This window comes from Maribacter sp. 2-571 (genome assembly GCF_050589625.1).
In the GTDB taxonomy this organism is placed as follows: Bacteria; Bacteroidota; Bacteroidia; order Flavobacteriales; family Flavobacteriaceae; genus Pelagihabitans.
Window position 1 is genome coordinate 55,283 of sequence record NZ_JBNGOP010000004.1, and the last position, 20,531, is coordinate 75,813.

Annotated in this window: 17 protein-coding genes; 5 read left to right on the forward strand and 12 right to left on the reverse strand. The window is 44.7% G+C overall.

The window, feature by feature from the left end:
* Positions 1-167: 167 nt before the first annotated feature.
* Positions 168-2,762 carry a BamA/TamA family outer membrane protein gene (locus ACRD7P_RS04160; RefSeq protein WP_430906242.1) on the reverse strand — a complete coding sequence of 865 codons (2,595 nt, stop codon included), beginning with the start codon at positions 2,760-2,762 and terminating at the stop codon, positions 168-170.
* A 172-nt stretch (positions 2,763-2,934) separates the two neighbouring features.
* Between ACRD7P_RS04160 and ACRD7P_RS04165 the strand changes: the two genes are divergently transcribed.
* Positions 2,935-3,657, forward strand: a complete 723-nt coding sequence (locus tag ACRD7P_RS04165) for an RNA methyltransferase (RefSeq protein WP_430906243.1) — start codon at positions 2,935-2,937, stop codon at positions 3,655-3,657.
* Between the two features lie 34 nt (positions 3,658-3,691).
* On the opposite strand, the gene ACRD7P_RS04170 is transcribed toward ACRD7P_RS04165, so the two are convergent.
* Together ACRD7P_RS04170 and ubiE are read right to left on the reverse strand one after the other, a co-directional pair.
* Positions 3,692-4,408, reverse strand: a complete 717-nt coding sequence (locus tag ACRD7P_RS04170) for a porin family protein (protein ID WP_430906244.1) — start codon at positions 4,406-4,408, stop codon at positions 3,692-3,694.
* 4 nt (positions 4,409-4,412) lie between these two features.
* A complete protein-coding gene (gene ubiE / locus ACRD7P_RS04175) occupies positions 4,413-5,141 on the reverse strand; it encodes a bifunctional demethylmenaquinone methyltransferase/2-methoxy-6-polyprenyl-1,4-benzoquinol methylase UbiE (protein ID WP_430906245.1) in 729 nt (242 codons plus the stop codon).
* A gap of 419 nt (positions 5,142-5,560) precedes the next feature.
* Between ubiE and trkA the strand changes: the two genes are divergently transcribed.
* The gene (gene trkA / locus ACRD7P_RS04180) at positions 5,561-6,910 is read left to right on the forward strand and encodes a Trk system potassium transporter TrkA (RefSeq protein ID WP_430906246.1); all 1,350 of its coding nucleotides are present in this window, start codon (positions 5,561-5,563) and stop codon (positions 6,908-6,910) included.
* Positions 6,911-8,401 (forward strand): TrkH family potassium uptake protein, encoded by a 1,491-nt coding sequence (locus tag ACRD7P_RS04185; protein WP_430906247.1) that lies wholly within the window; start codon positions 6,911-6,913, stop codon positions 8,399-8,401.
* Between the two features lie 23 nt (positions 8,402-8,424).
* Here ACRD7P_RS04185 and ACRD7P_RS04190 read toward each other — a convergent pair whose 3' ends face one another.
* The 3 genes from ACRD7P_RS04190 to ACRD7P_RS04200 all read right to left on the reverse strand — a co-directional run bounded on the left by ACRD7P_RS04190 (position 8,425) and on the right by ACRD7P_RS04200 (position 11,326).
* A complete protein-coding gene (locus tag ACRD7P_RS04190; protein WP_430906248.1) occupies positions 8,425-8,661 on the reverse strand; it encodes a DUF1059 domain-containing protein in 237 nt (78 codons plus the stop codon).
* A gap of 122 nt (positions 8,662-8,783) precedes the next feature.
* Positions 8,784-9,977: a pyridoxal phosphate-dependent aminotransferase gene (locus tag ACRD7P_RS04195; RefSeq protein ID WP_430906249.1), complete on the reverse strand. Its 1,194-nt coding sequence runs from the start codon at positions 9,975-9,977 to the stop codon at positions 8,784-8,786.
* Between the two features lie 248 nt (positions 9,978-10,225).
* Positions 10,226-11,326 carry a fatty acid desaturase family protein gene (locus tag ACRD7P_RS04200; protein WP_430906250.1) on the reverse strand — a complete coding sequence of 367 codons (1,101 nt, stop codon included), beginning with the start codon at positions 11,324-11,326 and terminating at the stop codon, positions 10,226-10,228.
* Between the two features lie 116 nt (positions 11,327-11,442).
* Between ACRD7P_RS04200 and rsmG the strand changes: the two genes are divergently transcribed.
* Positions 11,443-12,087 (forward strand): 16S rRNA (guanine(527)-N(7))-methyltransferase RsmG, encoded by a 645-nt coding sequence (rsmG, locus tag ACRD7P_RS04205; protein ID WP_430906251.1) that lies wholly within the window; start codon positions 11,443-11,445, stop codon positions 12,085-12,087.
* A 160-nt stretch (positions 12,088-12,247) separates the two neighbouring features.
* Here the strand turns inward: rsmG and ACRD7P_RS04210 are convergent, their stop codons facing one another.
* From ACRD7P_RS04210 to ACRD7P_RS04235, 6 genes are all read right to left on the reverse strand, one after another.
* Complete coding sequence (locus ACRD7P_RS04210; protein WP_430906252.1) at positions 12,248-13,234, reverse strand: DKNYY domain-containing protein; 987 nt, start codon at positions 13,232-13,234, stop codon at positions 12,248-12,250.
* Between the two features lie 329 nt (positions 13,235-13,563).
* Positions 13,564-14,076, reverse strand: a complete 513-nt coding sequence (locus tag ACRD7P_RS04215; RefSeq protein WP_430906253.1) for a DinB family protein — start codon at positions 14,074-14,076, stop codon at positions 13,564-13,566.
* Positions 14,077-14,232: 156 nt separating this feature from the next.
* Complete coding sequence (pruA, locus tag ACRD7P_RS04220; protein WP_430906255.1) at positions 14,233-15,861, reverse strand: L-glutamate gamma-semialdehyde dehydrogenase; 1,629 nt, start codon at positions 15,859-15,861, stop codon at positions 14,233-14,235.
* A gap of 345 nt (positions 15,862-16,206) precedes the next feature.
* Entirely contained in the window at positions 16,207-16,593 is a 387-nt protein-coding gene (gene apaG, locus ACRD7P_RS04225; RefSeq protein ID WP_430906256.1) for a Co2+/Mg2+ efflux protein ApaG, read from the reverse strand.
* A gap of 12 nt (positions 16,594-16,605) precedes the next feature.
* Positions 16,606-17,736, reverse strand: coding sequence for a DUF3667 domain-containing protein (locus tag ACRD7P_RS04230; RefSeq protein ID WP_430906257.1), 1,131 nt, complete (start codon positions 17,734-17,736; stop codon positions 16,606-16,608).
* A 45-nt stretch (positions 17,737-17,781) separates the two neighbouring features.
* Positions 17,782-19,026: a DUF5103 domain-containing protein gene (locus tag ACRD7P_RS04235; RefSeq protein ID WP_430906258.1), complete on the reverse strand. Its 1,245-nt coding sequence runs from the start codon at positions 19,024-19,026 to the stop codon at positions 17,782-17,784.
* A 152-nt stretch (positions 19,027-19,178) separates the two neighbouring features.
* Between ACRD7P_RS04235 and ACRD7P_RS04240 the strand changes: the two genes are divergently transcribed.
* On the forward strand, positions 19,179-20,531 hold the full coding sequence (locus ACRD7P_RS04240) for a Na(+)-translocating NADH-quinone reductase subunit A (RefSeq protein ID WP_430906259.1): 1,353 nt from the start codon (positions 19,179-19,181) through the stop codon (positions 20,529-20,531).

The following is a 20,531-nucleotide window of genomic DNA, read 5'->3' on the forward strand; positions in this document are numbered from 1 at the left end:
TAGGAGGCGCCACCGGACTACGGTTGTTAAAAATGGCAAAATAAGGACGTAAATTGTGATTTTCTAAGGCAAACCAAAACGGGTAAACGCCTTCCTTTTGCATTTAGGGAAACCCCGCTGTGCGAAAACGTTTTGTTCTGGCTGAACAAAGCTGCGATTTAAAAAAATTAAAAAGGATAATTGATACCTATTTGAAGTACCGAATTCGCAAAGTTATAATCGCGGAACCATCGTTTAGATTGCTCTTCTGCGGGATTATAGGTCTTAAACCCAAGATCGACCCTAAATAGGAAATAGGTAAAATCATAACGAAGCCCGAAACCGGAACCCAATGCAATGTCGCCCAAAGAACCGATGCCCTTAAACTTGGCGTCGGGGTCTTCCACATTGTCAAATACGTTCCAGATGTTCCCCGCATCGGCAAAAAGGGCTCCCTTAAAATTACCGGCGACCGGAAAGCGGTATTCCAGATTAAGGGCAATTTTCAGGTTCGCTTCGTTAAAATCATTGATGGCATTCGTTTTTCCAGGACCCAGACTATAGGGGAACCATCCACGATTGTCGTTGGCCCCACCGGCGAAATAACTACGTACGAAGGGGATGCTGTTGGAGTTTCCGTAAGGGACCGCGATTCCAAAAAAGGAACGAAAGGCCAGTACGTTCGAACGCCTAAAGTCCCAATACTTCACAAACTCGGTCTCGCCCTTTAGATATTGTGAAAAGACTACGTCCAACACTTCCCTACTGCCTTCCTCCCCGCCGAAAGGGATAAGCTGCGACAGCCCTGACAACAGATTTCCGGCACTTTCGATCTTGAACCGGAATTGGTAAAAGTCATTATCCGTCAACGCTTCCCGGTTATTGAGGTTTAACGTATAGTTACTTGCAAAGATCAGGTTGTCCTCTACCAAACGCAACCTGCGTTCTTCTATACGGCCCACATCGGTACGGTCCTCCGAGCTCAGGCCCACAATTTGATTATTGCGCACGGCTTCAATGAGACCAGCGGTCCCGTCCGGAATTTCCAATCTGGGTTCTGTTTGACCTTTTGGGGTTTCGAAAAAATCACTAAGCGTAGGATCATCTTGGTAGGCATCCGCGATATCGTCCAATTCGGCGTAGGAACTTCGGTAGAACGAGAAAAATTGATCGGGACGCACGTTGTTTACGAACTGCACGTTCAGTAACTCGATGTTATGGTTGATGCGTTGTGAGGGTTTCCAACTATATCCTAAAACTGAATTTAGGGTACGTTTGTCCAACCCGATATTTTGCTGAAAACTCGCCCCAACCGATAATCGCGTCCTGGGAAGGGAATAACTTGGGATGAGGGTATTGGTTTTAATGAACGGAAACCAGATGCGGGGAAAATCCAGACTGAGGTCCGCTCCGTATTCCTGAATATTGAAAAAGCGATTGTCCTGAATGTTGGGATCACTGGAGTTACCAAGGCTCAAACGCGTGGAAAGGCTGAGGTTTTCGGCTCCTTTGAAAAGGTTTCTTGCTTGTAAAGACGGACTCACCGCCATACCGATACGTTGAATATTGGAATGCGTCACATCCAAATTGGCCCCAAAAGAATATTTTGGTCGGGCGGCCAAATAAATATTGGATGTCAATTTTCTTCGCGTGCTGTCGGTATCAAAGGTGATGGTCGGATATTTGAAAACCCCCAAATTGGTAATTTGCCGGTAGGTACGCACCTTGTCGATATCGCGGTAAAGGCTATCTTTTTCAAAGAACACGGCATCGGTAAGTGCCTTAGGCTTAAAGCGTAGCTTTCCCCTGTAAAATATGGTATATCCGTTATAGCGAATGAATTCCTGCTGGGTATTGTTATCGTCAAAAAGAAAATCCGTGTAAATGTTGATGTTCTCAAAATGGGTAACCTTGTAGGGCTCCGTGGTAATGGTACCTTCCCCACGTTTTCTAAGATCGTCGATGTTCAATATCGCACCCATTTTTTGGTCATTGGCCAAACGGGTAGTATCGCTGATGATATCGAATTTTATGGAGCTCTCTTGAAAATTGTATACCCCGTTGTTCCGGAATACCTCTGTGAGCCGTTCGCGTTCCCTACCAAATTCATCTACATTAAACTGGCTCCCCTTTTTAATGATCGCATCGGCGACGTTCAACCGATATAGGGAATCTATGGTGGGAGAGGCTATAATGGCCGCTACCGAATCTACCATAAAAGGTTTGTTGAGCGTTATACGGTAATCCACCAAGGCCCGTTGTGATGACGCGACCGTATCTATGGAATAGGATGTGGTGTTGTTCAAATATCCCTGTGCCTTGTAATAGGCATTAAGCCGTTCCATGGTAGCCCTTGTCAAGGCGGTATCCAAAATGACCGGTGGCTCCCCAATTTTTTTTAAGGTCTCGCTAAGGCCTTTGACCAAAAAAGATTCCCCCAAACGGGACACTTGCTTTTCCGACAGGATTTTGTTCAGACGTTTTTCGCGATTTTCCTTTTTGTGCAACCATGCCTGAAAGGAGGAGTCCGGATTTTGCTTTGCCAAATTATACAGGTTCAATCGAAGCGGATAGCCCAAAATAGTGCTATTGGGTTCCTGTAAAATGAAGTTTTCAATGGCTTCTTCGCTCACCTTTACGCTATCGGCATAAATAACGTTCTTTTTAACGAGCAGTTGATCATCACCGACCAGTTTTAAGCTGTTGCACGAGAGAAAGAGTAGGGTGCATACCCACAAACCAAGGTGACGAATACTTCTTTTTGCTCGCAACGGCTGCCCCATAGAAATCAAAAATACATTGAATTCGGTAAAGTCCCCGTGCCAAAATACCCAAATATGGTTTTGTAGTACGGGAATCTTTATTTTTTACGGGATACCCTTGTGAAAAAAAGGAAATGAAAAAGCAACTTTGGTGTTTTATGGTATAAATTGGTCTAAATTTTGGGATTCACGTATGGCTACAAAAAATGAGTTGAAATTTGTCAGGAGTCTGCAACAAAAAAAATACCGCAACCAAAACGGAATGTTCGTGGTGGAAGGGGCCAAAATGGTAAACGAGCTTCTAGCCTCCGATTATGAGGCGGTTTCGGTGTACACGGTGGACGCATCGGCTTTGAACACCACCGATCTATCGGTGTCCTTGATTACCGAAAGGGAGTTGGGGCAAATGAGCGGTCTGACCCAGCCCAATACCGCTATTGGGGTCTTTCGTATACCTGCTTCCGGCAAGCCCAACGATACCGATTGGATACTGGCGTTGGACGATGTACGCGATCCGGGAAATTTGGGAACCATTATTCGGCTTTGCGACTGGTTCGGAATACGCCATTTGGTGTGTTCCGAACATACGGTCGATTGCTACAACCCCAAAGTTTTACAGGCTACCATGGGATCTATTACCAGGGTTACCGTAGGGTATTGTGATTTAGCCTCCTATTTGGGCGATGCGCATCGACCGGTATATGGAACTTTTATGGAAGGGGAATCGGTTTATGGGCTATCCCTCGAAAAGCCGGGCATTTTGGTCATGGGAAACGAGGGAAAGGGGATATCGGCAGAAATTGAAAACATCGTTTCAAAAAAAGTGAGCATCCCCCGTTATGGGGACAATGGTGCGGAGAGCCTCAATGTTGCCATGGCTACCGCCGTTTTCTTACATGAAATAAGGAAGGTATAAAAAACGTAATACTATTTCAAAGGTAAAAACGGTATTATTCAAAAGTAAAGTTGATGAACAGCCCCCTGGTACGCATTGCATCGATGTTGCCCGTCCAAGGACTATTTGGGTCAGCATCGGGAATCAGTTCGTCCGACATGGTGAACACGCCCCTTATGGAAGGCGTAAATTTGAAATACTCCAAGTAAAAGTCGATACCGAAGCCCAGTTCGTAGTTGTAGTTCCATTTGGTCATTCGAAAGGTACCACTGCTATTATCGTCCAAATTGGTTTCATTGCTTCCCAAATTGAGGGATGCCGATGGTCCACCTATTAAAAAAGGTTTCCAATTCCCAAAACGTTTGGTACTTACTTTCAGGAGTAATGGAAAATTGATGTAGGTCGATTTTACTTCCCTTAAGATGTTGGCGGGAATACTTTCTTCGGGTGAAAATTTGGTGTAGTTCAAGTTTCGGGCATTGTAATGCAACCCGGGTTCAAAACGAAGGTCAAGAAACTCGTTGAGTCGCATTTCGCCGATAAGCCCTACGTTAAAGCCCACCGATTTGTCTACCAATATTTCATCTTCCATACCGAGATCGGTTTCATAATCGAACTTGAAATCGTATTGGTTGAATCCGAGGAAATACCCGTAATTCAGGAACTTTTTGTCCTTGTTCTCTATATTCAGTACCGGATTTTCCTTGAACTGGGCAAAAGCCGTCGTTCCGGAAAAAAATACTAGAAACAACAGTAAAAAAGTAATCCTCATAGGTTTATTTTGTGGCAACATAAATGGATGCGACCCCAAAGGTCTGGGGTCTGTTCTCTACCTCTATAAACCCGATTTTACGCAAAATATTGTTGAAGGCTTCCCCATGGGGGAAAACTGCAGCCGATTCGCTCAGGTAGGTGTATGCCGAACGGTCTTTGGAAAACAAACGGCCAATGACCGGGAGAATGAATTTGGTGTACAACCGATACCCTTGTTTGTAAGGGAATTTGGTAGGAACCGAGGTTTCGAGAATCACTAGGGTCCCGTTTTTATCGAGTACGCGATAAATCTCTGCCAACCCTTTTTCCAAGGTCTCAAAATTCCGTACCCCAAAGGCCACCGTTACGGCATCGAAACTGTGATCGTCGTAGGCCAGTTTTTCGCTGTCGCCCACGACCATTTCAATGGTATCGCCCATTTTTTTATCCAATACCTTTTTCTTGCCTACTTCGAGCATTCCTGGCGAAATATCGAGTCCTACGATCTGTTCCGCACCCGTTTCCATAAGGTTGATGGCAAGGTCACCGGTTCCGGTAGCGATGTCCAGTACATTCTTAGGGGCTTTTTTCTTTAGAATATTGACCACCCTTTTACGCCATTTGATATCGATACCGAAGGAAATTACCCGATTAAGGCCATCATAATTTTTGCTGATGGTGTCGAACATTTTAGTGACCTGGGCCTTTTTTCCCAATTGGGAATCGTCGTAGGGTGTGACTTTTTTCGACATGCGAACAATTTTTTTGCAAAGATACGACTTCGCAATGGGAACGTGTACCAAGTTGTTGTTCGAGATTGGCAATGAACGATTATGTGCGGTAACGAAACTGTTCTTTGGTGGTGTAACCCATTTCAAGCAAGCCAAAACCATCGAAATTTTGATAGGAAATTTAAAAGTTACCGTTGAAAGGTCCACTCAAGAGATTTTCTTACCGCATAAACTCGTATCGGGTGCAATAAAGCGGTCCGGAATGTGTTTTTAATACAGGTTCTTTTGATGCCGACCCAATTAATGCGTAATTTTGTACTGCACGAAAAGCAAATCTTATCTTTCCGTGGATTGCAATATGACCGAATCGGTTGATCGAGCATTTCTTTCTTATCGGCGAACAAAAAATACGCCTAAGTTTATACCATGTACTTAATCGGATGAAAATTATAATTGCTGGAGCAGGTGAAGTCGGCTTTCATTTGGCAAAACTACTCTCCTATGAATCTCAGGATATTACGTTGATCGACACGGACAAGACCGGGTTGGCCTATGCCGATAGTCATTTGGACATTCGGGTATTGCGCGGCGACGCCACCTCTATATCGGTGTTAAAGGATGCCAGGGTAGCCAGTTCCGAACTGGTTATCGGGGTCACTTCCTCCGAAACCACCAATATTACCCTTTGCATGTTGGCCAAACAGCTCGGATGCCAGCGAACCATTGCGCGTATCTCCAACACGGAATTCGTGGACAACAAAGAGTTGGTGAAATTTCACGAATTGGGGATCGATGAACTGATCTCTCCCGAGGAGCTTGCCGCTACGGAAATTCAAATGTTGTTGAACAAGTCGGCCTTTAACGATACCTATGAGTTTGAGGACGGTACCTTGATCATGGTCGGGGTTTCTTTGCCCAAGACCGCTCCGTTCGTAGGTAAAATGGTGAAAGAAGCGGCTACTATTTTTCCAGAGCTGCATTTCATGCCCATTGCGTTGCAGCGTACCGGAACACAGTTTACGGTAATCCCTAGGGGCGATACCGTTTTTAAGGAAGGAGACCAAGTGTACTTTATAACGGTAAAAGAGGGTGTGGATGAACTCTACAAACTTACCGGAAAAAAGAAACAGGATATTAAAAATGTGATGATTTTGGGGGGGAGCCAAGTCGGTTTTAAGGCCGCCCGCGACCTCTGCGCCAAAAAATTCAACGTAAAACTCATTGAACAGGATAAGGAAAAGGCCTTTGACCTTGCCGACGATCTTCCGAACGCCCTGGTCATTAATGGCGATGGTAGAAACGTTGAACTTTTGGAAGAGGAAAGTCTCGAATCCATGGATGCCTTTATCGCCGTTACCGGAAACTCGGAGACCAACATCATGTCCTGTTTGGTGGCAAAGTCGAAACACATTAAAAAAACCATCGCATTGGTCGAGAACATGGATTATTTTCAGCTCTCCCAATCCATAGGGATCGATACGTTGATCAATAAAAAGCTATTGGCGGCCAATAACATTTTTCGTCACATCAGAAGGGGCGAAGTAGTTGCTTTGATGCGTTTGAACAACCTTAACGCCGAAATATTGGAATTTGTGGTGAAATCCGATTCCAGGGTTACCGGCAATATTATACGGGAGCTCGATTTTCCGAAATCGGCCACTATCGGGGGCGTGGTACGGGAAGGTAAAGGGTACATACCGCTGGGAGGTTTTGAAATTCGGGAGGGCGATAGGGTAGTGGTCTGCTGCTTGCCCGAGGTAATACCGGTTATCGAACGATTGTTTTTATAGATGGGGCTCAATACTAGGATCATATTACACATCATGGGGCTGTTGTTGCTCTGTAATGGAGGCTTTATGCTTATTGCGGCCTTGGTTAGTGGCCTGTATCGCGACGGTGCTACCTTGGGCATAACCGTTGCCGCGATCACGACCTTGTTCGTTGGGGTGTCCGCCATGTATTTTACCAGGGGGCATAAAAAAGAGGTAAAACGAAAAGAGGGGTATCTCATCGTAACCTTTGGTTGGGTTATCATGTCCGTATCGGGAATGCTTCCCTATGTTTTTTCTGGAGCGGTACCCGGTATTACCAATGCTTTTTTTGAGACTATTTCGGGATATACCACCACGGGGGCCTCCATTTTGGACGACATTGAGGCGCTTCCTGAAGGATTATTGCTTTGGCGAAGCCTAACCCATTGGATCGGGGGCATGGGTATCATCGTTTTGGCAATTGCCATTTTGCCCTTGTTGGGTATCGGGGGCATGCAACTGTTCGCCGCAGAGGCGCCCGGTCCGAATACCGATAAACTCCACCCAAGGATTACCGATACCGCTAAGCGGTTATGGCTCATTTATTTTGGATATACCGTTGCGGAAACCCTGTTGCTGAAGCTTGCCGGGATGACGTTTTTTGATGCGGTCAACCATTCTTTGGCTACCCTATCTACCGGTGGATTTTCTACCAAAAATGCTAGTGTCGCCTATTGGAACGATCAACCGCTCATTCAGTACATCATTATCCTTTTTATGTTTTTGGCGGGGAGTAATTTTGTGTTGAGTTACTTTGCTTTTAAAGGAAAGGTGCAAAAAATAATCCAGGACGAGGAGTTTCGTTTCTATGCGATATTCATTTTCGGTTTTGCCATTTTGGCCGCTTTTGTGGTGTTTTTTAAAGCGAACGTGCCCGTTACGGAATACCACCCCATGGTTTTCGGGGAAGCGGAGAGCGCTTTTCGCCATTCGTTGTTCCAGGTAATCGCAGTGATTACTACGACGGGTTTTGTTACCGCGGATTTTACGAGCTGGACACCCTTTTTGACCGTTTTCTTTTTCGGGTTGATGTTTCTTGGCGGTTCCGCAGGATCCACCTCGGGCGGTATGAAAGTAATGCGCCATCTGTTGATCATAAAAAACGGTCTTTTGGAGTTCAAGCGAACACTTCACATGAATGCCGTTATTCCGGTTCGGTACAACAATAAAACCGTTAAAGAACATATCGTTTACAACATTATCGGCTTTTTTGTACTATACATGTTGTTATTCATTATCGGTTCTTTGGTGCTTGGCGCGCTAGGTCTCGATTTTGTTTCGGCCATAGGGGGTGCCGCCTCGTCATTGGGGAACGTAGGTCCTGCTTTTGGAAGTTTAAATCCTTTGAGCAACTTTAACGGATTACCGGATCTTGGTAAATGGTGGTGTTGTTTTTTAATGTTGGCGGGCCGTCTGGAACTGTTTACGGTACTGATTATCCTTACACCCTATTTTTGGAAACGCGTATAGCCGAAAACAAGTCAAGCTTTGGGTTATCCTTCATGGAGCGCATCAAATTCCTTCCTTTTGGCCTGAAACCAGGTTTGCATTCCTTCCGGTGACTGCATGATGTGCTTTATGTCGTTCATCGCCTTCAAATGATCGGCGTCTTCCTTTTCGAACATTTCCATACCGTGCTTTTTACTGAGTTCTGCCATTTCTTCGAACGTTTCCGCTTGAAACGCCATGTCGCAAGCCCCTCCCAATTGTTTGCACGTCATTGTTTTCATGTCACTGGTTTTGTTGGCCGAACGGTTCGATTAGAAAGGACCGTAACCCAATCACTCCTTACCGAAAATCGGGATATTGCGTTGAAAAATAAAGGTTTATGGCCGTAATAAAAACGGTTTTGTTACCCGGCCAAAGCGTTTTTGATCCTTTTGATGGCCTCACGGATTTCCTTTTCGGCCGCCGCATACGAAATACGGATACTGGCACCGTTTCCAAAGGCATCCCCGGTAACCGTGGCAACATTGGCGTGTTCCAACAGATACATGGCAAAATCCGATGCGTTGTTTATCGTTACGCCATTAATGGTCTTTCCAAAGTAAGCGGTGACGTCCGGATAAACATAAAAGGCACCCTCAGGGGAGTTGCATTTAAAACCATCGATACCGTTCAATAACCCTAAAATAAGACTTCTACGCACTTTAAACTCGTCCACCATATAGGAAATTCTACTTGGCGACTCGGTCAATGCCGTAATTACGGCCCGCTGTGCGATACAATTGGCACCGCTGGTAACCTGTCCTTGTAATTTATTACAGGCGCGAGCGATGTAACTAGGGGCACCGATATAACCGATACGCCATCCCGTCATCGCAAAGGCCTTGGCCACACCGTTAACGGTTACGGTACGCTCGTACATGTCCTCAAATTCGGCCATGGAGGCATGGGCCGTAACCCCATAATTGATGTGCTCGTAAATTTCGTCGCTCACAACAATAATTTGAGGATGCTTTTGCAGCACATCGGCCAGCGCACGGAGTTCTTCCTTACTATAGATGGAACCGCTCGGGTTGCATGGTGAGCTATACCAAAGCATTTTGGTTTTCGGGCTAATGGCCGCCTCCAGTTGCTCCGGTGTCATTTTAAAATCATTGTCAATGGACGTCGGCACCTCTACGGGAACGCCATCGGCAAGTTTTACGATATCGCTATAACTTACCCAGTAGGGACAGGGTAAAATAACTTCGTCCCCCTTGTTCAAAATTACTTGGGCGACGTTGTAAAGGGATTGCTTGGCACCGGTAGAGACCACGATCTGACTGCGCTCGTACCGAAGTCCGTTATCACGGTCAAATTTGGTAATAATGGCATCCTTTAGCTCCACATAACCGTCGACCGGCGTATAGGAATTGTAATCTTCGTTCACCGCTTGTATAGCGGCTTCTTTTATATAATCCGGAGTATTAAAGTCAGGTTCCCCAAGGCTAAGGCCTATAATGTCTTTTCCCGCAGCTCTTAGCTCACGTGCTTTTGCCGCCATTTCCAAGGTGGCCGAAGGGGTTACGTTATTGATTCTTTCGGATAATCGCTCGCTCATTGCTAGAGGTGTTTTTGTTTATGTTAAACCGGCCCAAAAGGGCGCCCGTTCTATTTTGGTCAAAATTAAAACTTTTGGGATTCTTTTGGGCATGAAGATGTAGGATTCTACAATATTGATCGCGATTGTGTAAAATCATCTTATACCAATGTACCGTCGGCGCCATAAAAAAACCGCTCCGTTTCCGGAGCGGTCCTACGTTTTTCAAAGAACTCGTTTAAAAGAGTTCTTTGAAAACCAGCGAGCCGTTAGTATTGTAAAGAAGGCTGTTTCCCCAATTCTTTTAAATGCTTGAAATGGGATATCACGGCCTTTCGGGTCGTTTTATATTCGTGGTAGGGAAGGTTGAATTCCTTTGCGGTCTGTTTTACGATCTTTGAGATCTTGGTATAATGAATATGGCTGATGTTCGGAAAAATATGGTGTTCCACCTGGTGATTCAAACCTCCGGTAAACCAATTGACAATTTTGTTTTTGGTTCCAAAATTTACCGTAGTGAAAAGCTGGTGTATGGCCCAGGTGTTTTTCATGTTTCCTTGGGCATCGGGTAATGGAGTGTCCGCATGATCGATGATATGGGCCAACTGGAAAACGACGCTGAGGATGACCCCTGCAACATAGTGCATTACAAAAAAGCCTAATAAAATTTTATACCAGGCAATATCCAAGAACACCAAAGGAATAACGATCCATATGGTTACGTAAAGCAATTTTGTGACCACAAGCGTACTCCAATTAACGGCGGGACTGGGCAACTTTCCATAGGACAGTTTGCGTTTCATATACCGGTACATCTGCTGAAAATCGGTGGTTATCGCCCAGTTAAAGGTCAATAGGCCGTAAAGGAATACAGAATAAAAATGTTGGAAGCGATGGTGTTTTTTCCATTCGGCATGTTTTGAAAAACGTAGGATGCGACCTGCCTCCATATCCTCGTCATGCTCGTGTATGTTCGTATAGGTATGGTGTAGTACATTGTGTTGTACCTGCCAATTGTAAACGTTACCTGCCAAAATGTAAATACTGCTCCCCATAAGCTTGTTTACCCATTTTTTGTTGGAGTAAGAGCCGTGATTGCCATCGTGCATCACGTTCATGCCCACACCGGCCATACCAACGCCCATAACCATGGTCAACAATAAATTGGCCCAGTTGGGAAGCCCAAGGGTAAGGATTAAAAAATAAGGGGTGAGGAAAAGGGCGAACATGACTACCGTTTTCAGGTGTAATTTCCAGTTTCCGGTCTTTTTTATGCTATTTTCTTTGAAATATTCATTGACCCTTTTGTTCAAGGTCTTGAAAAACTGCGCGGAATCTTTACGGGAAAACCGAACGGGACTTGCATTCATAAAACTATTTTTTTGTAAATATAGGGGCAATCGTAGGAAAAGGTATGAAAGCTTTCTTAAAATGCTAAAAATTAACAAGCTCGAATATACTATTTTTGCGGCAGATAGCTGCTGGTATGAACGAAGAAACACTTTTCAGATATTTTCCGGAGATGACTCCCGAACAACGGGAACAATACCGACAATTGGCCCACCTTTATCAGGATTGGAACCAGAAAATAAACGTTGTTTCCAGAAAGGATATCGATGAGCTTTATCTAAGGCATGTCCTACACTCCCTGGGCATCGCCAAGGTACAACGCTTTCTTCCGGGTAGTACCGTATTGGATGTGGGTACCGGAGGTGGTTTTCCGGGAATCCCCTTGGCGATCATGTTTCCCGAGGTGCACTTTACACTTGTCGATTCTATCGGAAAAAAAATAAAGGTCGTAAACGAAGTAGTCAATGGACTTGAATTGAAAAACGTGTTCGCCATCAATGCAAGGGTAGAAGAACTAAAAGAACAGTTCGATTTTATTGTAAGCAGGGCGGTTGCCCCCATGCCGACCTTTACCCGCTGGACCAAGGGGAAAATAAAAAAAACCGCTGTTCATTCACGCCGCAACGGTATTCTCTATTTAAAGGGTGGCGACCTATCCGAAGAGCTGAAGGACTACCGCAACTCGCAGCTCTTTAATTTGACCGATTATTTTGAAGATCCCTTTTTTGAAACCAAAAAAGTCGTGTATCTCCCCATAAAATTTAAGGGAACTGCTGATTAAACCCGGTTTGCGCGTTGGAACTTTGTCATGAAATTCTAAAATGAAAAGAAAATCGAGTGTCTTCCGAATTGGGGCTCGGGATACTGCTGGTGCTGGCCAATAAGGGTTCAGGAGGTGCCGTATTGGTTTTACCAAAAATGATGACATGGCATAACTTTCCCTAGTTTTTGGAAACACGTTCCGCACCGCGAAACACTCCCTTTTTATCACCGACATTAAAGTCGCCAATAGTGGAGAAGCTTTGGGGGTCGGCATCCTGGAGCCATTGGTCTTGATAAAATACTTTTTTATGGTCCTTAATGTAGTACGTTCCGATAATTTCGGTGGTACTGGCATCAAGATCAACGGGTTCAGCCCCATAAAAGATACGCGCGCCTATTTGCACGTAGGCTTCGTTCAAAAGCCGTACCGTTTCACCGGGCGCAATAGGTATGGGAATTACATGGGTGTCTTCTTCGTTACCGGTATAATGGTTGACAAAAACGGTGTTTCGATCCATTGCATAATACCGTTCGTGTAGGATTTTAAAAGAACCGATGTCGGCCGATATGGACTTAAAGTTTGATAGGGCGTGGTAGTAAATGCTGTCCTTGTCCCTGCTGAAACTTTCCCCTAAGGTCTCAAAACTGTTATAATCGACGGGCACCTTTTGTTGACGGTAAAAAAAGTTTTCATCGTCTTTGGCCCAAAGGTAATCTATGGCTTCGTAGGTGGCGGGGTCTGCCCCTTCGATCTTAACAGGGACAATGCTTTTAATTTCGGCACCATATTCCTTGCTAAATTGATACACATGATTGCGGTCCAATCCTATCATGGACATGTAGAACCCTTCTTTGGCGTGAAATGTTTTTAGGTCAACTTTACCCTCGGCAATCGGGTGTTGCATAAAATAGGCCCGATGCTTGTCTGTTGCCAAATACCGGGTCAATACCTTAAAACTGGAAACATCCGCGTTCATAGGGGTATTTGCCAGTTCGAACCAGTTTCCCATGGGACTGTAGTTGATATCACTTTTCTGCTTGTTGTAGTAATGGCTGTCGGACTTTTTTTCGTCCACAGGATTGCCGAGCGGCGAGCAACTATTGATAAGCCATAATAGCGGGGCAAACACTATTTTTAGAAAGGTTTTCATTGTGATTCTTGTCATGATTCAAAGGAATGGTGATTTCGAACGGTATTCTTTAACGGGAAAACATGCAGGACATTGTATAGTGGCTAATTCCCTTTAAAATGAGCCGATCCAAGCTTGTTGGTTGTCCCTTTGTTTTTTTGCAAGCGTTTTGTGAAGGGATTATTATACCATTTCAAAGCAAAATGGTATCACGTATCGAACGTACACGGTTGACAAATCAAAAGGAAGCTGCATTGTTACCTATTTTGATAAGCCAGGTTAAATTCGATCAACAGGAAAATTGGCACAAAAAAGCCTTCGATGCGTTAGCGGCACCGAAGGCTTGATCGTTAAATGGTAGTTTCCTACTTGCTCCAGGGCGGTACCACATCGTTGGAACGGGCATAGGCGATCAATTGTCCCTTATGCTCCCCGTTGTGCTCCATAATGGCCAATAACCCGGCCAACATGTTCATTTTAGCGAAACCATAATCGACCTCTTCACTGAATTTGGCCGTCTTCACTTTTGTGATATGGGCAAGGGCGAATTCATTGGATTGCTTTAAAGCGGCTAAAATGTTGTCCTTTCCGGTTATTTTGGAAAGCCCCATCATGTCTACCGTTTCCGGTGGAGGAAAACCCATTTTCGACAGGATAAAGTAGTTGCCTCCGGCGATATGCAATAGTGCCTCTCCAACGGAGTTGACGCCTTCACTGGGGCGCCAGTTGTACTGGTCCTCTGAAAAGGCTTCAGCCAATTGAACTACTTGTGCCTGATTTCCCTGCAAAACTCCTTGAATGGTGGTCTGGGTCAGATTTTCCTGTGCCGATACCAAGCCCGAAAAGGCAAGGAATAGACAAATTGCGATTTTTTTCATTTTCTTATCGTTAGGGTTGCTGATGCTTTTATGGCCTCTCCATAGAAGCATCTAAAGGTACCTAAAATCATTGAGAGATCGGTCTTTACCAAATTAGGGGCTTTACCCAGGAAGCAATGATATCCAAGGAAACGGCCTCAGGCCAGTCCGTATGCCTTATCCTAAAAACGGATAGCGATAGTCCACCGGTGTAACAAAGGTTTCTTTGATCAAACGTGGGGACACCCAACGCAGCAAATTCTGTGCAGATCCCGCTTTGTCATTGGTGCCCGAAGCCCTGCCGCCACCGAAAGGTTGTTGCCCTACTACGGCCCCAGTGGGTTTATCGTTGATATAGAAATTTCCGGCACAATTTTGCAACACTTTCGTAGCTGTTTCAATAGCATATCGGTCGGTAGACAGTACTGCTCCCGTTAAGGCATATTCAGAAGTGCTGTCCACTAATTTCAAGGTATCCTCCCATTTCCGATCATCGTAAACATATACGGTTACCACAGGGCCGAACAGCTCGGTTTCCATGGTAGTATATTTGGGGTCGGTGGTGACGATCACCGTCGGTTCTACAAAATACCCCTTGCTCTTATCATAATTTCCCCCGGCAAAAATTTCGGCATTGGAATCTTTTTTGGCCTGGTCGATATAGCGGGCCAATTTATCGAACGACCCTTCATGGATGACGGCCGTTATAAAATTGGACATGTCCTCGGGAGAACCTGGGCGGTTAAAAGAGGCGATATCTTCCTTTACCAAATTTAAAATTTCGGTAGCCGTCGATTTTGGGAGGTACACTCTGGAGGCCGCGCTACACTTTTGCCCCTGAAACTCAAAGGCCCCTCTAGTAATTGCGGTGGCAACCTGTTTTGTGTTAGCGGAGGGATGTGCGATAATAAAGTCCTTTCCTCCAGTTTCCCCTACTATTCTAGGGTAGGTGCGGTAGGTATCGATATTGTTCCCGATCTGCTTCCATAGCGCTTTGAACACATGGGTAGAACCGGTAAAATGTAAACCTGCAAAGTCGGTACTAGCCAATACGGTGTCGGTAACCATTACCGGGTCGCCATAAACGACATTGATTACGCCATCGGGAAGTCCGGCTTCCTTAAAGACATCAACAATGACCTTTGCCGAAAAAATTTGGCTGTCGCTCGGTTTCCACACAACAACGTTCCCCATCATTGCGGCGCTTGCGGGAAGGTTTCCTGCTATGGCGGTAAAATTGAAAGGAGTAATGGCATATACAAAACCTTCTAGAGGGCGGTACTCAACCCGGTTCCAGATCCCTTCGGCCGAATCGGGCTGCTCCTCATAGATCTGGGACATGTATTCCACGTTAAAACGCAGAAAATCGATAAACTCACAGGCGGCATCTATTTCCGCTTGATGAATGGTTTTCGATTGCGCGATCATGGTCGCGGCATTGATCTTGGCCCGGTAAGGTCCGGCAATCAATTCGGCGGCCTTCAAAAAAATGGCCGCACGTTGCTCCCAAGCCAGGTCGGCCCATTGCCTTTTTGCTTCCAAACAGTTGGCGATCGCCTTTTCTACATTTGCTTTTTCGGCAATGTGATAGGTGCCGACCACATGCGCGTGGTCATGGGGTGGCGACATTGTTGCGGTATTGCCCGTTGTTATTTCCTCGTTTCCGATATACAACGGTACTTCGACTTTGCCGTTAAAATAGGCTTTATATTGTTGTAGCACCGACTCTCGTTCGGGAGACCCCGGAGCGTAAGCTTTTATAGGTTCGTTGAATGCGGTCGGTACTTGGAAAAATCCTTTGCCCATGGTTCACTGATTTTGAGTTTGTAGTTGGGACAAATTTAGCTTTAGTAAACGAGATTTAAAGGGAAGTATAACACCATTTTAACATTAAAACACTCAGAGCGTAATCGTAGTTGAGATTTCCCTGAGGGTCTATTGAAAATCATGTTGGGAAATTCCATACGGAAAGTAAAGAGGTCTAACACCCAGCGGTCCACTTTCTTTATCTTTTTTTCCTAGTGGTTCGGACGAACCTTTTATGGCAAATGGGTCCAATATTCAGGTAGTGCAATAGCGTTTACTTATGGTCCCAAAAGCAATGTTAATAATCGACTATCGATAGAGGAGTATGCGAAAAGAGCGTATTGCCTAATTCAATGCGAAGGGTGCACTGAACTTAAAAGTGGGAATGTATACTCTAAACTTTTCAGTGTTGCTGAAATTGACCATGTTGTAATGCCCTTTCATTGCACCTATGGGCGAGGCCAACAAGCAACCGGAGTTGTAGGTGTGGGATTCTCCAGGTTTTATTACGGGCTTTTTGCCGATTACGCCTTCACCATCCAAAATTTCCAATTCGTTGAGGGCATCGTATACTTCCCAATGACGCGAAGTGAGCTGTACGGAATCCTTACTTTGGTTTTCAATGGTAATGGTATACCCAAAAGCGAAGTGCATCTTGTAATTTTTGAAGAAGGTTCCTTCGAAACTGGTATTCACCGAAACTTTTATGCCTTTAGTAACCTGTGTAATCATAATTCTGCTCTTCTAAAACGTCATCATGCTCCCGGTGAGGAACACGGTGGCCGATATCACTACTAAAATAACGAATATGACGTTGAGAACGACATATTTTAAAATAGTTTTAACGCGGCCTTGTTGATAAAAATTGCGCATTGCTTTGTAAAGGTAAAACCCAAAAATCAATAAGAAGATACCGTTGGTGGTCTTGTTGATAAGGCTATCCAGTAAAAAGCTTATGGTCAGCAAGATAAACAACAGGGATTGATTGTGAAAGCTAAAGATCAAATGATCGGTGTACGTATGTTTTTTTCTGACATACAATATCCAAATGAACAGCGCGAATACCGGTAAAAAGAAAAAGATGAAAAAGGGTAGTTTGGAGATCAATGCACTGGCAAAGGTTCCCGGCCGTTTTGATACTTTTAGGGCACTCCTTGTCGCGTTAAAAACACGTTCGTTCTCAAAGGTGGCAGGTATGCCGTATTTTTTGTCGACATCGGAAAAACGATATACCTTATCCTTTCGGAGAAGGGTATTGAAAAATTTTGCTTTCCCGTTCAACCGGTCCCATAGCGGCTTGTCCGCAAATGTTTGAAAGTGCTTTTTCGGATCTCTCAGTACGATCGAATCGTTTTTATGTATCAACGCTTCAACGTTCCAATTGCCCAATGGTAGGGTGTCCCCATTTTTTTCGAGCCCTTCCTTTATTTTGTTCACCTCCAGGGAGTCGATCGCAAAGCTAAAAGGGCCGGTCATGTTGAACCCGGTATCACTATCCTCTCCAAAATGGTCAAGGTCGCTCAAATTTCCCGAAAAGCCGAGCATCAAAAAGTAGCTAATAGCCAAGCTCAATAAAAAACGGAACGGGTTGGTATATGAAGCCCGCTTTCCTGAAATATAATCTTTGGTGATCGTACCCGGGCGCAGTAAAAGGGTGGAGAGCGTTTTTATCAGTTTCGAATCATAGGATAACAGACTGGAAAAAAATTCGCTAAAAAAGTCTTTTAATGCTATTTTTTTGGTGCTGTTTACTTGGGAGCAATTGGGGCAATACCGGTCGCTGAGGGCCAAGGGGTGCTCGCAATTAAGGCAGCTGTTCCCGCGGTATTTTTGTTGGAATCGTCCCTTTGGGACAATGGTTGGTCTGGTACTCATGAATACGGACCTGTTGTATTGACCGATATTTTGGTTCGGTACTTGTTAATTACTGATGTTTCTGGCGTTGGCCGAACCGACGCCGATAATACTATCGTAGAGGTCTCCAAAATTTCTATAATAGACCAGAATCAAATAGGTGTTTTCGGTAAAATGAAAATTTCCTGAAATGGCGTTGAGGTCAACGGTACCATCCTCACGTTTTAGCACATATTTGTAGTTGTAAAACCCCTGTTTCACGATCATATCACCTTCCATCATGCCGTTTTCCTCGTTGTACGAAAGTTTATTTTCATCGGTCAGGGCATAGTTGTTGTACTTCCCGAACACGTATACGTCGTCAAGGTTCAGCAAAGGGTCGTACGGCAGGCTAAAATGCACCCTGGTATACTCGGCTTCCCTGGAATTGTCCTCGCCCTGCAGTGTTCTGATCACAAAATCGCCATTGATGTCGGGGTAGTAGGTGTAGGGCTCTTGTACCCGAAATCGGTCGCTGAACAGATAATGGTTGTACAGGTCTTTAAGCTCTATTCGGGAAATCACCGAACTTGGGGCCCTAAGGTCCTTCGTGTCAAAATTCAAGAATTCGTTACCGCCAAAAAAGCTGGTTTCCTTATCATATTTATAAACGAGTTCCTTCCCTAGCGTAAATTGTGGGGGAACGTTATAGATAGCAGAGGGCCAATAATAGTTCTGTATGATGGCTACTTTGACTTCTTTTTTCGGGTTGACCAATTGAAAATTGCCCGCGTTTACGCTAAATTGTACGACCTGTTTTTCGTTTAAAAAATTGAAATCGCGAGACCGTTTAACGGTGCCCCCTACTTTTACAAGATCTTTATAAACCACAAACCTTCGTGAAAACTGCAGTTCATAGCTGTTATCATAAATCTCGAGCACATAGTTGCCGCTCACTTTTAGGCTCACATTTTCATTGGGGATGGTAAGGCGGTAGTTGGAAAACGGCTGCAGGGTGGTGTAGCTATTTCCGTAATCGATAATACGCTGGTTATCGACACCTTTTAGGTATTGTGATTTTAACAGGTCCGACGGGGTCCAATCGTAATCGCAATGCACCAATTTATAATAATAATCGCTTTCACTGGCCGAAATATCGTCAAACTCCAAGTAGATCGGTTCGCCTATTTGCACCACGGGAAACTGGTCTCCCGTAGGTCCGCTCAAAATTACCGACTTAATATGTTCCGGCGGATTGATTTCTTCCTGCACCTGTCCAAAGACGGTGGGGACAACAAGTAACAATATGAATTGTTTAAGATAAAAGCGCATTTACAAGCAATATTTTGGGCAAAGGTAAACAAAAAGCGTACCAAGCAAATTTTGATCGTTATAAAGCCCAAATTTATATGCAATAATTATGAAAACGATCGTTTAAGTAGTAAATTTGCGCAACTTTTGATAACCTTAAAGGGCTACCACATATGTCTAAAGACATTCGAATAAAGAAGGGGTTGAACATTAACCTTGTAGGTGCTGCGGAACAAACCATTTCAAAAGCGGTTTTGAGCAATGTTTACGCCATCAATCTCGAAGATTTCCACGGAATAACACCAAAAATGCTGCTGAAGGTCGGTAGCGAAGTAAAAGCCGGAGAGGCACTTTTCTATAACAAGAACAACGAAAATATGTTGTTCGTATCACCGGTAAGCGGAGAGTTGGTCGAAATCGAGCGCGGAGCGAGAAGACGCATCCTGAGACTTAAAATTCTAGCGGATAAAGAGCAACAGCATCTCACTCACGACAGCATCGATATTGCGAAGGCATCGCCCGAAGCGATAAAGGCGGTATTGTTAAAGGCCGGATGTTGGCCTTTCATCAAACAGCGCCCCTACGATATTATTGCCGACCCGGAAAGTACGCCGAAAGCGATTTTTACTTCCGGTTACGTGACTTCCCCATTGGCGGCGGAACTGGATTTCACCCTAAAGGGAAAGGAAAAAGAATTACAGGCCGCGGTAAACGCGTTGAGTAAGTTGACCCCTGGAGCGGTACATGTTTCGGTAAGCAAGTCGGGAAGTTCCCCTCTGGCCGGGTTAAACGATGTAACCGTTCACAAGGTCTCAGGCCCGCATCCTGCAGGTTTGGTGGGAACACAGATTAATAAAATAAGTCCGGTAAACAAAGGCGAAACCGTTTGGACCGTAACGCCACAGGATTTGGTGATTATCGGGGAACTGTTATTAACAGGTCGTTTCAACCCGGAACGTATTGTGGCCTTGAGCGGTTCTTCCGTAAAGGCACCAAAATACTTTAAAACGAAAATTGGTACCGAGATCGCTACATTCTTGTATGCCAGTGGTGTCAATTCAGAAAATTTCAGGGTCATTAACGGCGATGTTCTTACCGGGGCCAAAAGTAGCCAGGACGGGTATCTAGGGTTCTATAACAATACTGTGACGGCCATTCCAGAAGGGAACGATTACGAACTCTTCGGTTGGAACAAACCCATTTTCAATAAAATTTCGACTACTCGGGCATTGACCTTTTCCTGGATGCAGCCTAAAAAGAAATATGACCTTACCACGAATACCAACGGGGAACACCGTGCATTTGTGGTTACAGGGCAATACGAACAGGTTTTTCCATTGGATATTTTTCCTATGCAGCTCTTAAAGGCCTGTATGGTGAAAGATTTGGATGAAATGGAGCAGTTGGGCCTTTATGAGGTGGCTCCCGAAGATTTTGCACTGACCGAGTTTATTTGCATATCAAAGCAGCCCCATCAGAAAATTATTCGTGAGGGATTAGATCTATTATATCAAGAAATAGGATAA

Excerpts from the sequence above, each read along its gene's own strand:
- ACRD7P_RS04160 (WP_430906242.1), bottom strand. The coding sequence starts at position 2,762 with ATGGGGCAGCCGTTGCGAGCAAAAAGAAGTATTCGTCACCTTGGTTTG.
- ACRD7P_RS04165 (WP_430906243.1), top strand. The coding sequence starts at position 2,935 with ATGGCTACAAAAAATGAGTTGAAATTTGTCAGGAGTCTGCAACAAAAA.
- ACRD7P_RS04170 (WP_430906244.1), bottom strand. The coding sequence starts at position 4,408 with ATGAGGATTACTTTTTTACTGTTGTTTCTAGTATTTTTTTCCGGAACG.
- ubiE (WP_430906245.1), bottom strand. The coding sequence starts at position 5,141 with ATGTCGAAAAAAGTCACACCCTACGACGATTCCCAATTGGGAAAAAAG.
- trkA (WP_430906246.1), top strand. The coding sequence starts at position 5,561 with ATGAAAATTATAATTGCTGGAGCAGGTGAAGTCGGCTTTCATTTGGCA.
- ACRD7P_RS04185 (WP_430906247.1), top strand. The coding sequence starts at position 6,911 with ATGGGGCTCAATACTAGGATCATATTACACATCATGGGGCTGTTGTTG.
- ACRD7P_RS04190 (WP_430906248.1), bottom strand. The coding sequence starts at position 8,661 with ATGAAAACAATGACGTGCAAACAATTGGGAGGGGCTTGCGACATGGCG.
- ACRD7P_RS04195 (WP_430906249.1), bottom strand. The coding sequence starts at position 9,977 with ATGAGCGAGCGATTATCCGAAAGAATCAATAACGTAACCCCTTCGGCC.
- ACRD7P_RS04200 (WP_430906250.1), bottom strand. The coding sequence starts at position 11,326 with ATGAATGCAAGTCCCGTTCGGTTTTCCCGTAAAGATTCCGCGCAGTTT.
- rsmG (WP_430906251.1), top strand. The coding sequence starts at position 11,443 with ATGAACGAAGAAACACTTTTCAGATATTTTCCGGAGATGACTCCCGAA.
- ACRD7P_RS04210 (WP_430906252.1), bottom strand. The coding sequence starts at position 13,234 with ATGACAAGAATCACAATGAAAACCTTTCTAAAAATAGTGTTTGCCCCG.
- ACRD7P_RS04215 (WP_430906253.1), bottom strand. The coding sequence starts at position 14,076 with ATGAAAAAAATCGCAATTTGTCTATTCCTTGCCTTTTCGGGCTTGGTA.
- pruA (WP_430906255.1), bottom strand. The coding sequence starts at position 15,861 with ATGGGCAAAGGATTTTTCCAAGTACCGACCGCATTCAACGAACCTATA.
- apaG (WP_430906256.1), bottom strand. The coding sequence starts at position 16,593 with ATGATTACACAGGTTACTAAAGGCATAAAAGTTTCGGTGAATACCAGT.
- ACRD7P_RS04230 (WP_430906257.1), bottom strand. The coding sequence starts at position 17,736 with ATGAGTACCAGACCAACCATTGTCCCAAAGGGACGATTCCAACAAAAA.
- ACRD7P_RS04235 (WP_430906258.1), bottom strand. The coding sequence starts at position 19,026 with ATGCGCTTTTATCTTAAACAATTCATATTGTTACTTGTTGTCCCCACC.
- ACRD7P_RS04240 (WP_430906259.1), top strand. The coding sequence starts at position 19,179 with ATGTCTAAAGACATTCGAATAAAGAAGGGGTTGAACATTAACCTTGTA.